The following is a 13,835-nucleotide window of genomic DNA, read 5'->3' as shown; positions in this document are numbered from 1 at the left end:
GAATTTTTGAGTAAATTCTTTATCAATATCATCCATTGAATATATATCATTTTCTTTTAATAAAGTCATATTATCGCTCTCTTCATTTTCTTCTGAAGCCTCTTCTTCATCAGCTTCTTCAACCTCTATTTTTACAGGTTCATCAGCTTCTTCTGAAGGTTCTTCATCTTCTGAAAGTTTATCATCAATTGATTCTTCCGCTTCTTCTAAAGAAACTTCCTCTTCAGCTGCTTCTTCAACAGCTTCTTCTTCAACAGGAGCCTCTTCAGTTTCAACTGCTTCTTCAACAGCTTCTTCTTCAATAGGAGCCTCTTCAGCTTCAACTTCTTCTTCAGTTTCAACTTCTTCAGCAACTTCTTCCTCAGCTGCCTCCTCTTCAGGAGCTTCCTCTTCAGCAGCTTCTTCAATAGCAGCTTCTTCCTCAGGAGCTTCCTCTTCAGCAGCTTCCTCTTCAGGAGCTTCTAAAGTTTCTTCTTCAGAAATAGTTTCAGAATCAGATTTTATTTCAATTTCCTCTTCTGAAGATGTCTGTATAGAATCAGCAGCTTCTTCAACAGATTCTGCTTCTTTAGTTAAATTTGCATCTATATCTTTTTTTGCCCCTCCGATGAGGGATTTAAGAGTATCTAACACAGACATTGAAAAACACACCTAGGACAATCATAGGATTACCTCACGTCCTTAATTATAATTATAGTAGTATAGTATATAAAGGTTTTGAAAAATTTTGAAAGTGTAACCTAAAAGGTGACACTTAACAAAATCTTTAGGTTTGCCTTAAATACGAACTTATTTTGAAATGATAAAAATTAAAAAATCAGCAAGTAAAATAATGTGGAACTCATTTTGAAATGAAAAAATAAGACGAGAAAAGTAATTCAGAACCCAAATTAAAATGATGAAAAAATAGATGAAAAAAATCCTAAAGCAATTAAGGTTTCAATGAAAATTTATTTAAAAAAAAGATCATAAAATTTAAAAAAAAAATAGATATAAATTAAATTAAAAACAATGAAAAAAATATGAAAAAATAAAAAAAGAATAATTTAATCCAAACAATTAAAAATAACTAAAGAAAAGAAAAAAATAATGGGAAAAAACCAGAATTAAATTAATTGTATGGAATTTTCAGAAAGTCTGCTTAAAATCTCTGAGAATTTAATTAATTCATCCATAGGGATGTCTTTTATAACTTCCTCATTCCAATTTTTAAATATTCCAAGCAATTTTTCACAAGCTTCCTGTCCTTTGTCAGTTAAGAACAATAATTTTTTTGTGTTGTTTTCAACATCAATCTTTTTGATTATCAATCCTTTAACCAATAGGTTTTTAGTGGTTTTACTAATGTTAGCTTCTGTCACATGGAATTTTTTTACAATATCAATTTGATTTAAGCCTTCATTATTATAGATTTCCAATAAAATAAGGATTTCGCCAATGTTTATATCTGTAGTGTCCATATTTTTCTTAAAATATGCTTCATAGCTTTTTGTTAAATTTAATAGATAATTCAAATGTTCTGGTATTTTGGTCTTTTCTATTGTCATAAATTCCCCATCCCATCATAGACATAATGCCACAATTGAACAAATTAATAATTTTAGTTAGTTAAGTTATCAGACCTTTGTATTAATAACTATATTTTTTAATATATAAAAAGGTTAGTATGTTACTTAAATTAATTAAGTTTTCACTTAAATTAAAATTGATTAACAAGAATTTTGAAATTAAAGAAAGAATATCCTTTATTTCCTAAAATAAAAAGAATTAATCCTTTTTAAATTAATCATGCTTTAATTTTTTTTAAAAATTATTTAATTCAAAAAAATGAATGTTTATTGAATTAACTAATATAAATATAAAATTTTTTTAAACATCACCGATTTTATATAAACCCTAAAAAATTAATCAAATATGAAAATTTTCAAATATCCAATTTTATGTGATATTCAAAAGATTAATCCAATAAAATATCAAATGCTAAATTAAAAGTTCAAATCTACACAAAATATTAATTAATAAAAAGAATAGATAATAAAACTAATTACAAAAAATAAGGAATTTAAGATAAAATGAAACAATTTGAAATTAAAAGCCATGATGGCCCTGGAAGATATGGGAAACTTGGAGATATGGAAACTCCAACATTAATCAATAAAGATGATTTCAATATAGCAGATGATGAATCCTCAGCTTACGATGTTGAAAAGGAAATAGCTGAATGGAGCGTTAACCAAACTATTGAAAAGGCAAAATCTGTTGAAGACAAGGAAATAGCTGTCATTCAAGGAAGCAAATACATTGACTTACGCATCAAATGTTTGAAGGAACTTGAAGATCTTGGATTCAATGGATTCATCATAGCAAATGCAGACGATTTGCTTCTTCATCCAAGAGACTTGGTTGACCTGATTGTTGCCCTAAGGCAAAACATGAAATCCTCAAGTTATCTAATATTCCCATTTGCTGAAGCACAATTCATCCCACTTCTTGCATACATGGGTGTAGATGCTTTCTTTGATGATATTGGAGAATACTACAGCTATATCGAAGTATTGATGAGTCCAACTAAAAACTATGACTTGAAGACTTACCAACTCTATGAAATGACTAGGGAAGAGCTTGAAGCATACAATAAGAATACAATTGATTTTGTCCTTAGAGAAGTAAGGGAACATATGAAAAACAGCAGTTTAAGAAACCTTGTAGAGGAAAGGTCTGCTACAAGCCCACAATATGCTTCTGCACTTAGAATACTTGATAAGGAATATTCTGATTACTTATTAGAGTATACTCAAGTCTATTAAATATATTAAAAATACAATAAAAGATATAAAAAATTATTAAAAAAAAGAATTTTAAGAAGAGAACACTCTTCTTAATTTATTTTACTTATTTTAAAAGTTTATTAAACATCAAAGATTAACTATTTTAAATTTTAACTCAATTAAAAAGCAATATAAACATCAATGCTTAACTATTTTAAAGTTTTGAATTAGTTTAGAAAGCTTATTCAACATCAAAGTTTTCTAAACTGTTATCATCATTGACTATTTTTGCAATAGCTTCATGAGCGCTATTTAATTTTTCATCACATTTTTTTACTAAATCCATAGCTTTTTTAAACTCTTCTATTGCATCATCCAAAGGAACTTCACCAGTTTCCAATTTATTTACAATCTTTTCCAATTCCTCTAAATTTTCCTCAAAGCTAAATTCCTTTTTCTCTTCAACAAATTCTCCATCCATCATATCACCTTTTTTTAATGTTTTTAATTTAAACTATTATTTTAATATAATCATAAAAATACAATTAAGTAATTTCACCAATTAATCCATAATTCATAAAACTATTGTATTCACTTTTCCATCCTTGAATTCCACTTCCAATTCATCATCCTTTTTTAAATCCTTTGCAAGAGAAACCACTTTTCCGCCAGTTCTTGCAACTGCATATCCTCTTTTTATAGTCAACAAAGGATTTAAGACTTCAAGTTTGCCAATGTAAGCATCCACCCTAATCCTTTTCTTTTCTATAATTGATTCAGGATCCTTGAAAACATTTGAACTCTTGATTCTAGACATTGTCATTTGATATGAGTGAATCATTCCCTTGGAAGATGAGTCCAATCTTCTTTTGATGTGGTCCAAGTCCATAGCCTTCCTGTCATGAATCTCATATGGATTTCTGAATAGTGACCTTTCCTTTATTCTATTGAATCTTTCAAGGTTTCCATTCAATTGCTTGACTACAACATTGTTTGCTCTTGAATTTAGATTATCCAGATTTGACCTTATCTCATTTATGTCAGGTACAGCAAGCTCTGCAGCTGCAGTTGGAGTTGCCGCCCTTAAGTCTGCAACATAATCTGAAATTGTAGTGTCGATCTCATGTCCAACAGCACTTATCACAGGAGTTTCACATTGGCGAATGGCTTCAGCCACTATCCTTTCATTGAAAGCCCATAAATCCTCTATGCTTCCTCCACCTCTACCTACAATAAGGGTATCCAAATCAAATTGAGTGTCTGCCTTAAACATCTGCCTTACAATATTGTGGGCAGCCATATCCCCTTGAACAAGTGATGGAAATAGGATGATTTCACATAAAGGCCATCTTCTCTTGATTGTAGTTACAATATCCCTGATTGCAGCACCAGTTGAAGCTGTAACAACACCTACCCTTTTAGGAAACTTAGGTATTGGCTTTTTTAGAGATTCATCAAAATAGCCTGCTGCTTTCAATTCCTTTTTCAATTGTTCAAAAGCAATATACAATTCCCCTAATCCATCTTCTGTCAGCTTTTCAGCATAAAATTGGTATCTTCCCTGAGGATTATAGACATCCACTTTTCCCCTTGCCAAAACCTTCATGCCGTCTTCAGGTTCAAACTTAAGGTATTGGGCACTGCCACGAAACATCACTGCAGGAAGGACACTATCCTTATCATTTAGGCTGAAATAGCAATGACCAGAAGGATAACGTCTAAAATTAGATATTTCTCCTCTTACATAGACTTCCCTTAGATTAGGGTCTCTGCCAATTATCCTCTTTATATAATCTGTAAGCTGAGATACTGAAATATATTGATCTTCCATTACATAACCCCATAAATTAATACAAAGTTTATAGATTTGATTGCTTATAAATATTTGCTATTTTATAGTATCATTTTAATGGTATAATAAGTTTGTTAAATTTAAAAAAAAACAAAGAAAAAGAAGTTTAAAATTCTTAAAAAAAAGTTAGAAATAGTAAACTATTTAAAAATAGTTAAATGAATTCAAAATTGAATTCAAATAACTGCTTCATTCATAAAAAATTAATAGGGGATTTATACTTAGAGAATAAATCATCATCAAATATTCTATTGTTCTTTTTAATATATAAAGATTTCCAACTATTTTAATCATATGAAAATAGGGGATGAAAAAGCCACCTAATGCAAAAATCATAAAGCCATAATTTTTTTTACATTCAACCACATGATGCAATTAAGCTAAGAAGAGTAAAATGATTTTAATAACTTCAATTATAAAGTTCAAAATCAATCTATAATCTTGTTCCATTGCACCACCCCCATTTTAATTTTTATGAATGAAGATGATTTTATGAGGTGGCAAAACCCAAAAATAGATTTATAAGAACTTATTTATAAATATAGCTAATTTTAAGATGTTATTTTTTAAAATAATGCCAATATTATAATTATATGGTAAAAATAAGTTATTTTATAAAATTAAAATCAGCATAGAAAAATTAATTAACTAATAAAATTAGAATCAAAGCATAAAACTTCATTTAACAAAAACATTCAAAAACTCTATGTTTTCCTGATTGACATTATCTTCAATGCTTTCCAATATATTGTCAATTGTTCCATCAAAGATTGCATAGGAAAGTGGCATATGCTCATAATCCCAATAATCAGATCTTTGAATGAAGCTAAGGAGACTAAGGGCTTCAAGTAAATCAAGGTCTTTCTTAGACAATATCCTCTCCCAATCAGCCTTTAGCTCAACATCATGCTTTTCCTTAAGGAGATTCACATATTCGTTATAGTCTTCAATAGTCAGTTTGTATTTAAACAATATGTTTACAAGAAGATAATTCAATCCATCCAAATCAAAATCCTTGCTTAGAACTTCCTTCTTAAAGTCATATTCTAAAATGTATCTCTCTTCCAAATCATCTTCATGTTCCGCTTTTTCTAAAAAAGAGATATACTCATCACTCCTTAATGACAATTCTTTCATGTTTTCCTTAATTTCCGCTAACTCCCCCTCATTTGAATTAACAGTTCCTCAGATTTCCTCAATTGATGCCCTTGTTTCATTCACGCTTTCCCTAATGGTGTTTATTTTCGTATGGAACTCCCCATTTTCATCTTTGAAAATCTTTTTGTTGAAGATATATGCAAAGATTGCTGTAATGATTGAAAACATCAAGACCCCAACTATAAGAAGCATCAAACCTATGGAATGACCTATAGGGCTTGTTGGAATTACATCTCCATAACCTACTGTAGAAATTGTCTGGAATATGAACCAAACAGCATCAAAAAGGCTTACAATACTTGGGTCAAAATAATACAAAATCAGTATGGAAGATAGAATAATGACTATGAAGATAGCTATGAACTTATCAAGATAAGTGGCATCCACTAATCTTTTAAGAAATTGTGAAAACAGCTTTAAGAGCAGAAAAAGTCTTAAAAACCTAACCAAAATAATTGCATTATAAGTGTATAATGTGCTTGAAAGGAATGGCAAAATCACCAATGCAATTGGCAGTGATGAAAACAGGTCAAGCCAATGACTCCTAAAAAACAGATTCTTGTCTTTAGCCCTTCTGTATTTCATTATGAACTGAATTATTAAAATAGCACAAAGGAGAGTATCAAACAATAGAATGTATTCTCCGTAGTTATCAATCCATTTAAATAAAATAGCACCCATTATGAGCAAAATGTCAAGTATAAGCAGAATTGTAAAGATTTTATCCAAATTGTCAACGTGTTTCAACCTTTCACCTTCCTGCTTATTACTTTATTTATACCTATAAATAAATCTATTAGATTAGGATTTCAAAGAAATCTATTAAATTAGGATTTCAAAGAAATCTATTAGATTAGGACTTCAAAGAAATCTATTAAATTAGAATCTCAAAGAAATCTATTAGATTAGGACTTCAAAGAATTCCTTGTTTAAATAGTGGATGTGAGTGATCAATTGCCTTCTTTTCATTTGAAGCACTTTATGATTGTACATTAGGGATTCGTAACGTTCCTCATCGTATTCCTTTCCCACATTCTTTTTGCATTGAAGTTTCCAGATTTCCTTGAATTGCTTACTCATCTGGTCCTTAATCCCTTGAAGCTCTAAAGTGGCCTCATTGATTTCTGCAGTTAATTCATCTATTCTTATCATATTAAGCCTCCTAAATAAATTAACCCATATTTAAAAAAAGTTTTAACCATATGTAAATTAATGTTGGATTTGAATGCTTATAAATGAAAAACTAGAGCATTTGAAAAATAATTATTTTTGAAAAAAAAAAAAAAAAAAAAAAAAAAAAAAAAAAAAAAAAAAAAAAAAAAAAAAAAAAAAAGAATAAAGAATAGCATAACACTATTCTTCCTTTAAAAACCCCAATGAAAATAATTTTGGTCAAGGTTTTGCACCCCGAAGGGGTGTAAAAGCTTGGGAGTTATTTAATAGTTAACTTAGCTGTCTTGCTTATAGGAGCGTAAGTACTGTCTCCTGCAAACTTAGCAACAAATTTGTATGTTCCTTTTTTGTTCAAGATTATATTTACAGTTGCAAGACCATTTGCATTGGTTTTTGTCTTATAAGCCTTGCCGTTTAAAGTAAAAGTAATCCATTTATTTGCAATTGCAGTTCCTTTAGCTGTTTTGAATGTTGCAGTCAACTTTTTGGTTTTAGATGTTGCAACATATGATCTGCTTGCAGCCACAAGTTGTGGGGTTTGTGGTTTTACAGTGATTTTTGCTACTGCAGAGGATGCATTGTAGTTATCATCACCTAAGAAATACATTTTAAAGGTGTAGACTCCTGCATATCCAAGGTTGATTTGGAGTCTTGCAATACCATTCTCATCTGTTTGTATGCCGTCCTTTTCATATGTGTATATGACTCCGTTAACTTCTATTTGCATAGGAGCGTTTTTAACTGGGTTTCCTTTTTCATCCACAAGTTTCCATTGGAAATATTCTCCGGTTTTAGGATCAAATGGACTTACAGCAGTTGTAACCATATCCTCACATATAATCTTAGTTGCCTTTTTAGTTGGAGCAGGAGATTCAACAACATTCACTGCAAAGCTATTAGTATACAGCAGAGTTGAAAGATCAATAGGATTAAACATATATACTTTAATGATATGTTCTCCAAGAGTTAAATCAGAAATATTGTAAATCAACGGAGTGCCGTTTAAAACTAATTGTTCATAATGGGATTGATTCGGAGTATTGGAATCTACTAAAAAATATGCAGCAGCATTATCCAAGTCAGAGCTTATAGTGACAACTGTATCCTCACCAACTAAAATCTCATTTGACTCAATGCTGGAATCAAATTCTTCCTGATTTTTAATGCATTTTATATCAAATTCATCTTCCTCAAGTCCGGAAACTTCAAATGAATAATAGGTTACACCTTCTTCTAAAGAAACAGGAATCGGAATTTTACTGCTGCCATTAAGAACTTCAGATACTATCAGTTGATCTTTTTCCCCATCTTCAGTAAGATTATAAACTTTAATTTCACCTACAAAATCATCAGGCACATCATAGAATATGTAAGGTGTTTCCCCTTCAGAAACGAATTGTGGAGTATCAAATTTAGGTCTTATGAAAATTGGATATTCTTGACTTTTGTTTGGATACTTTGAATCACCAACTAAGATTATGCTAATAGTATGAAGATCTAGTTCGTCATAAATGGATGCATCCAATATATAGGTGGCTTTGCCATCTGCATATTCAAGTGTAGAATTTTTAATTCCATCATTGAAAACCAAAAGACCGTCAGCATCCTTTGGAATAGTGATGTTAAGGATTAAGATACTATGTGGGGAAACAGGATTTACATTGTAGAAATCATCTATTCCCAAATAATAATCAATATGAACATTATCATCATACAATACAAGTTCTTCATCACTGATGAATTTGATAACTAAAGCAAGGTCCCCTGCTGTGGCAAAGCTAAGGTCATCAAGAGTAATTGAAAGTGGATTTAAGTCCATTTCCTTATTGTAAGTTTCTACACCATTTAGAATAAGAACTATTCTGCCTGATTTTGAACCAAAGTTTTCAACTTCAACCAATAGGTTTTCTGATTGTGGAATAACTGGACCAACAGGACCAATAGGACCTGGTCCTACAGGGTAGAGAGAATTGTCAGGAGCCCCTATAATTGTATCATTGTAGACTTTTACTTCAAAGTCATAAACTCCATTGTCTCTGTATACATTACCTTGATTTTCAATAGTGCCATTGTTGTTTATGAAAACACAGTCAGTGACATTTCCACTTAAAGCTTGCCAACGAATAGGAATTGCTACATTATTCTTAAAAGTGACGTTAAATACGGAAATGTTTTCTCCACTTGGTTCCCTATCAGGATAAGTCCATTCACCAAACCATGTAATTGGGAGATGATATACATCTGAATAAGATGTAGCGAAATTATCTTCAAAAGTACAATTAGACATTTTACTGTTATTTCCACATAGCTGGGTTACATAACCAAATCCGCAACCATGATTATTTTTAAAGTTACAATTATTGATTTGGGTATTGTTTGCGTAAAACTTGATAAATTCCCATTCAGCAGAATTACTGGTGAAATTACAACCGTTGATTTGGAAATTATTCATAATTGTATACGGAGAATAGTAGTCCCCCATAAAGTATACTGCTTTGTTACTAGAAAAACTGCAATTATTCACTTGGACATTGTTTCTGTTAAAATACATAAGACATTTTACATCATTATCTGTAAAAGTGCAATCATTTATGGCATAATTATTATCATCTAAGATACCTCCTTGAAGATAAACAGTATAACTATTTGTAGTGGAAGTTATATTTTCAAAAGTACAATTTTCAAGTCTGCCTTTATCAGCGTCTATATTAAGGAAATCTCTATACCCTGAACTAAATTCAGTTGTCCTATTGAAATTCTTAAATATGATATTTTTCACAGTGACATTAGTATACATAAAACCTAAACGCATTATTAGGTCCTTGCCACCACCATCAATAGTATATCCTTTACCATCAAGAACTATTGTTTTAAATCTATAATATTCTCCATTGAGAACAATGCGAGAAACATCATCATCTTTATCAGGATTGTATTTATAATTATTTGTTAAGTTTATTTCTATTAGATTTGATTCATCAGATAACGGTTTCGCAGATGTCAATGTTTCATTTAAATCTTTTAAGCTCAAAGGTTCATCTGCCCTCAAGTCTTCATCTTGAGAATCAGTTGCTAAATTATTGTCAATATGATCGGTAAGCATATCATCACTTGGCTCTGCTGCCATGGAATCATCTGATATATCTTCAGATGCGCTGACAGCACCTATAGTTAAGACAAGCAATAAAAGAATACCTATTATTAGTTTCTTATTTACTTTCATTAAAAACCTCCTCATTTAACAGATATACATTTATATTTAATATATATTAAAATTTACTAAAAAAAAATATTTTTTTAATCAAATAATAAAAATGTGCAATTAACTAAAAAAAAAATTTATAATTAAGTAAAAAAAAAAAAAAATTATATTATTGTCTAAAAAAAAAGTTTATTAAATTGAAAAAATATTAAAAAAAAAATCGAATTATACTTTAAATAGTTAATAAAATAATCATAATTAAAATAGTTAAATAGAGTAAATTATTTATATTTTTAATGTTTATATAGGAAAAATCAGTTTAAAATTGAATAAAAATAGAAAAACATTATATTATTATTGAATAATTAATATCTTACACTTGAAATCATGCGAGCCATAGTTTCATTATCCTTGCATACAATGATAATGTTATCATTAGTGTTTTCAGGTGAAAAGAATATGATATACTCATTATTCTTCCTATTAAACCACACTGTATAGTTAGATATGTTTATCTATTCAACTCCAATCATATATACTTCCTGTGTGTATAGATAGTGAGAACCGTCTTCTATAAGGTCTAATACAGAGTCATTTCACATATTGAATAATTTTATAGTAATATTGTTTTTAGAATCATTTACAATATGCATATCTGGACTTACTTAATTTTTAGTAACATTTTCAAAAACTGGAACATTCCAGTGAGAAAATGTCTGTTATGTTGACAGTGTAGTATAGATTTTAGTTTTCCAGTGAAAAATCAATCATACTGAATACAATAAGTCCAATTATTGCAAGGAATAGGATTATAATTATCATGTCTTTCTTAACCATTTCAATATTCTCCAAACCAATATAATTCCAAATCAGAATAACAATGAGGGCAAACAAGCTCATAAGTTTCTAAAAGTTCACCGCAATAAGGGCATTCTTCCATATCATCACTCCTTTTTAATAGTCATGGTTTTCCTCAATAAATTATTTATGATAACAGGAGCTTAAATCTGCTCCGCAATGTGGACAGATCAAGTCTCCGTTGTTTACATATTCTCCACAGAATAGACAAATCATGATATTTCCTCCCTTAACTTTAATAGTAGTATACTTTTGGGAGCTTATAAATGTTTTTAAAAAAAGAAAATGAGAGTCAGTAAAATTTACTGATTTAAATTTAATCAACAAACATTGATCTAACCATCCTTATAGGAGAGGAACATTTAGGACAAGGCTCATCTGCCTTTATCCTAAAGATTTTTTCTCCACAACCATGACAAGTGTCCAATTCGATTCTTTTTCCATCCAAGCGAATATTATAGTTATTATCCTGCAAGTGAATGCAACTTGCTGTATTTTCCAAACGATTCAAATCTTCCTTTGCAGAAGTTATATGATTGTCAACCATAATATCCAGAAGCTCTAGCTTATCCACATAGTGAACTAACTCACCAAGATACTCTTTATAATTAGATATAAAATTTTTTGGAAAATTAGGATTGCTTACCAACATGTCAAGAAGAAAATCTTCATCCTCAAATAAAGATTTCTCTTCCTTAAGCTGATAATTCCATAACTTTTTTAGATATTCTGATTGTTCCAATTTCATTCTGGCAAATAAAACTCTGTTTGGAATGAGTATTTGAAGTAGAAGAGCTGCAGTTTCCATATTGTAAACATCTCCAAAGGATTCTATATTGTATGTGTCTACCGTTTTATTGCAACCGCCAAAATATGTTTGTGGAATGTATCCTCTTAAAGGAGATTTTTTATAGTCTTTGTTTAATCTTATGCCACTTGTGGTGAAAGTTTCTAATTAGCCTGTTTCTAGATTGAGATAAAATCCTTTTACATTGTCTTTGAAATGGAATCCGCAATTGTCACCATTGGAATGTTTGTATATGTGCTATGTTTATTCCCCCCCTTGATGTTCTCCTCTTAAGGTACAATATTTTAGGGAATAGTGGTATTTAAAGGTTTGCTTAAAAAAAAAAAAAAATAAAATTAGTTGGCTATAGCCACATCACCAGTATCATTTACAGTACTAATCATATGCGCCATAGTATCATTACTTTTACAAGAAATGACTACATTATCATGAGTTTTTTCACTAGAATAATAAGCCAATGTAATAACCAATATCTCCATTATACCAAACCGTTTGATTTGCTATAGTTATTTGTTCATCTCCGACTTTATATGCATCCCTTATAACCGCAAGTTGAGTTCCATCAGTTAGAAGTTCATCGAATGATGTTCCTGCACTATTAAATGATGTGATCACCACATCATTTTTGGTATCGTTTATAACATTTATGCGATTGCTGATTGTTTTATTGGTTATATTGTCTGAAACTGGAATTTCTAATGAAAATGTATCTGTTATGCTTACATTTTGATATTCTGACCCAGACTCATCAAATGCTATGATAGTTGAAGCAGATTTCGTTATGCTTACATTTTGATATTCTGACCCTTGATTAGAAATATATATAAGTCCCTAAAGCAATTAATGCTACTAAAATAACTGTAAGCGCTATAATAATTGTTTGCTTAATGTCCATTTTTTCACCTCACATAAAAATATGGATAACTATGCTTTACAAATATCGTCGATGATGATGAAAAATATAGTTAATTAAGTTAAGTTATAAATAAATATTTCTTTAATTTCCGAATAAATAAAAAATATTTCTTAATTAATAATATTTCCCTTGAAATTATTTTTAAATTTAATTTAGATCAAAATTAGATTTTTATTTATTAAATTAAAGGATTTAGTGGAATTGTTAGTCTTTTTAAATAAAATCTTTTTTGATAATCGAAAAGTTTAAATTGAAAATTGGACAAATATTAATATATTAAATGGATTTTTATTCGAAATTTAGGCCCTGTTAAAATAAGACCATTTTGGGATTGAAATTAGACATCAGTGATTGTACAAGTTATACTTATATCTGTTAAAATAAGACCATTTTGGGATTGAAATCAAACATATGGTTTCTTTTAAGGAGGAGGATGATATGTTAAAATAAGACCATTTTGGGATTGAAATACATAAGGACATTAGACCAGATAGGAGTATCTAGTGGTTAAAATAAGACCATTTTGGGATTGAAATAGAGTTAATGACTGAATTGAAAACAATTATTAAACAAGTTAAAATAAGACCATTTTGGGATTGAAATATTGGTGATTATGTGTGTGGAAATACTGTAGTTGAGGTTAAAATAAGACCATTTTGGGATTGAAATGGAGGGGACAGTACAACATACCTGGTAGAACAATTTGTTAAAATAAGACCATTTTGGGATTGAAATAAGTAATATTAACTAATAAAACTGACAGTAGTAAGTGTTAAAATAAGACCATTTTGGGATTGAAATCAGTTTGTTTGCTTTTCAGTTTATATTTATTTTTCATGTTAAAATAAGACCATTTTGGGATTGAAATGGAGGTTACCTTGTTTTCCAAATCTGTTATCTGGGGTTAAAATAAGACCATTTTGGGATTGAAATGGTAATGAATCATCAATCAAATTAATAGTATCCTCTAGTTAAAATAAGACCATTTTGGGATTGAAATAGAGGAGATGGAGGATTCATAAAATTATTCTCTAAAGTTAAAATAAGACCATTTTGGGATTGAAATTGCGTTTTTCAACCAATTTACTGGACCTTCTAAA

Annotated in this window: 14 protein-coding genes, 1 pseudogene and 1 CRISPR repeat array (1 of these 16 cut by a window edge); of the genes and pseudogenes, 1 reads left to right on the top strand and 14 read right to left on the bottom strand. The window is 29.7% G+C overall.

Going from position 1 to position 13,835, the window contains the following annotated elements; translation table 11 throughout:
• Both QZV12_RS02370 and QZV12_RS02365 read right to left on the bottom strand, forming a co-directional pair.
• A pseudogene (locus QZV12_RS02370) lies at nt 1-639 on the bottom strand (CoB--CoM heterodisulfide reductase subunit C); the annotation flags it as partial.
• A gap of 467 nt (nt 640-1,106) precedes the next feature.
• Complete coding sequence (locus QZV12_RS02365; RefSeq protein ID WP_295616608.1) at nt 1,107-1,547, bottom strand: MarR family winged helix-turn-helix transcriptional regulator; 441 nt, start codon at nt 1,545-1,547, stop codon at nt 1,107-1,109.
• Nucleotides 1,548-2,072: 525 nt separating this feature from the next.
• Here QZV12_RS02365 and QZV12_RS02360 point away from each other — a divergent pair.
• Nucleotides 2,073-2,807 (top strand): archaeosine tRNA-ribosyltransferase, encoded by a 735-nt coding sequence (locus tag QZV12_RS02360; protein ID WP_295616606.1) that lies wholly within the window; start codon nt 2,073-2,075, stop codon nt 2,805-2,807.
• Nucleotides 2,808-3,009: 202 nt separating this feature from the next.
• On the opposite strand, the gene QZV12_RS02355 is transcribed toward QZV12_RS02360, so the two are convergent.
• From QZV12_RS02355 to QZV12_RS02305, 12 genes are all read right to left on the bottom strand, one after another.
• Nucleotides 3,010-3,249: an exodeoxyribonuclease VII small subunit gene (locus QZV12_RS02355; RefSeq protein WP_295616603.1), complete on the bottom strand. Its 240-nt coding sequence runs from the start codon at nt 3,247-3,249 to the stop codon at nt 3,010-3,012.
• Between the two features lie 93 nt (nt 3,250-3,342).
• The gene (gene xseA / locus QZV12_RS02350; RefSeq protein WP_295616600.1) at nt 3,343-4,599 is read right to left on the bottom strand and encodes an exodeoxyribonuclease VII large subunit; all 1,257 of its coding nucleotides are present in this window, start codon (nt 4,597-4,599) and stop codon (nt 3,343-3,345) included.
• Nucleotides 4,600-5,298: 699 nt separating this feature from the next.
• Nucleotides 5,299-5,757: a hypothetical protein gene (locus tag QZV12_RS02345; RefSeq protein ID WP_295616597.1), complete on the bottom strand. Its 459-nt coding sequence runs from the start codon at nt 5,755-5,757 to the stop codon at nt 5,299-5,301.
• Between the two features lie 48 nt (nt 5,758-5,805).
• Complete coding sequence (locus tag QZV12_RS02340) at nt 5,806-6,525, bottom strand: potassium channel family protein (protein ID WP_295616594.1); 720 nt, start codon at nt 6,523-6,525, stop codon at nt 5,806-5,808.
• 153 nt (nt 6,526-6,678) lie between these two features.
• The gene (locus tag QZV12_RS02335) at nt 6,679-6,930 is read right to left on the bottom strand and encodes a hypothetical protein (RefSeq protein ID WP_295616591.1); all 252 of its coding nucleotides are present in this window, start codon (nt 6,928-6,930) and stop codon (nt 6,679-6,681) included.
• Between the two features lie 280 nt (nt 6,931-7,210).
• The gene (locus tag QZV12_RS02330) at nt 7,211-10,174 is read right to left on the bottom strand and encodes an Ig-like domain repeat protein (RefSeq protein WP_295616588.1); all 2,964 of its coding nucleotides are present in this window, start codon (nt 10,172-10,174) and stop codon (nt 7,211-7,213) included.
• A gap of 344 nt (nt 10,175-10,518) precedes the next feature.
• The gene (locus QZV12_RS02325) at nt 10,519-10,647 is read right to left on the bottom strand and encodes a hypothetical protein (RefSeq protein ID WP_295616585.1); all 129 of its coding nucleotides are present in this window, start codon (nt 10,645-10,647) and stop codon (nt 10,519-10,521) included.
• A 344-nt stretch (nt 10,648-10,991) separates the two neighbouring features.
• Nucleotides 10,992-11,093 carry a zinc ribbon domain-containing protein gene (locus QZV12_RS02320; protein WP_295616582.1) on the bottom strand — a complete coding sequence of 34 codons (102 nt, stop codon included), beginning with the start codon at nt 11,091-11,093 and terminating at the stop codon, nt 10,992-10,994.
• 41 nt (nt 11,094-11,134) lie between these two features.
• Entirely contained in the window at nt 11,135-11,227 is a 93-nt protein-coding gene (locus QZV12_RS13640; RefSeq protein WP_366925521.1) for a zinc-ribbon domain-containing protein, read from the bottom strand.
• A 100-nt stretch (nt 11,228-11,327) separates the two neighbouring features.
• Nucleotides 11,328-11,819 carry a hypothetical protein gene (locus QZV12_RS02315; protein WP_295616578.1) on the bottom strand — a complete coding sequence of 164 codons (492 nt, stop codon included), beginning with the start codon at nt 11,817-11,819 and terminating at the stop codon, nt 11,328-11,330.
• A gap of 335 nt (nt 11,820-12,154) precedes the next feature.
• Entirely contained in the window at nt 12,155-12,277 is a 123-nt protein-coding gene (locus tag QZV12_RS02310) for a hypothetical protein (RefSeq protein ID WP_295616575.1), read from the bottom strand.
• On the bottom strand, nt 12,261-12,437 hold the full coding sequence (locus QZV12_RS02305; RefSeq protein WP_295616573.1) for a hypothetical protein: 177 nt from the start codon (nt 12,435-12,437) through the stop codon (nt 12,261-12,263). The genes QZV12_RS02310 and QZV12_RS02305 overlap by 17 nt, the downstream gene beginning before the upstream one ends.
• Before the next feature lie 606 nt (nt 12,438-13,043).
• Nucleotides 13,044-13,835: a CRISPR direct-repeat array (repeat unit 30 nt; unit sequence GTTAAAATAAGACCATTTTGGGATTGAAAT) (it continues 17,890 nt past the right edge of the window).

It is taken from the genome of uncultured Methanobrevibacter sp., from assembly GCF_902769175.1.
Classification (GTDB): domain Archaea; phylum Methanobacteriota; class Methanobacteria; order Methanobacteriales; family Methanobacteriaceae; genus Methanobrevibacter.
The sequence above is the reverse complement of the archived record's forward strand: the minus strand, read 5'-3'. Positions and strand labels throughout refer to the sequence as shown.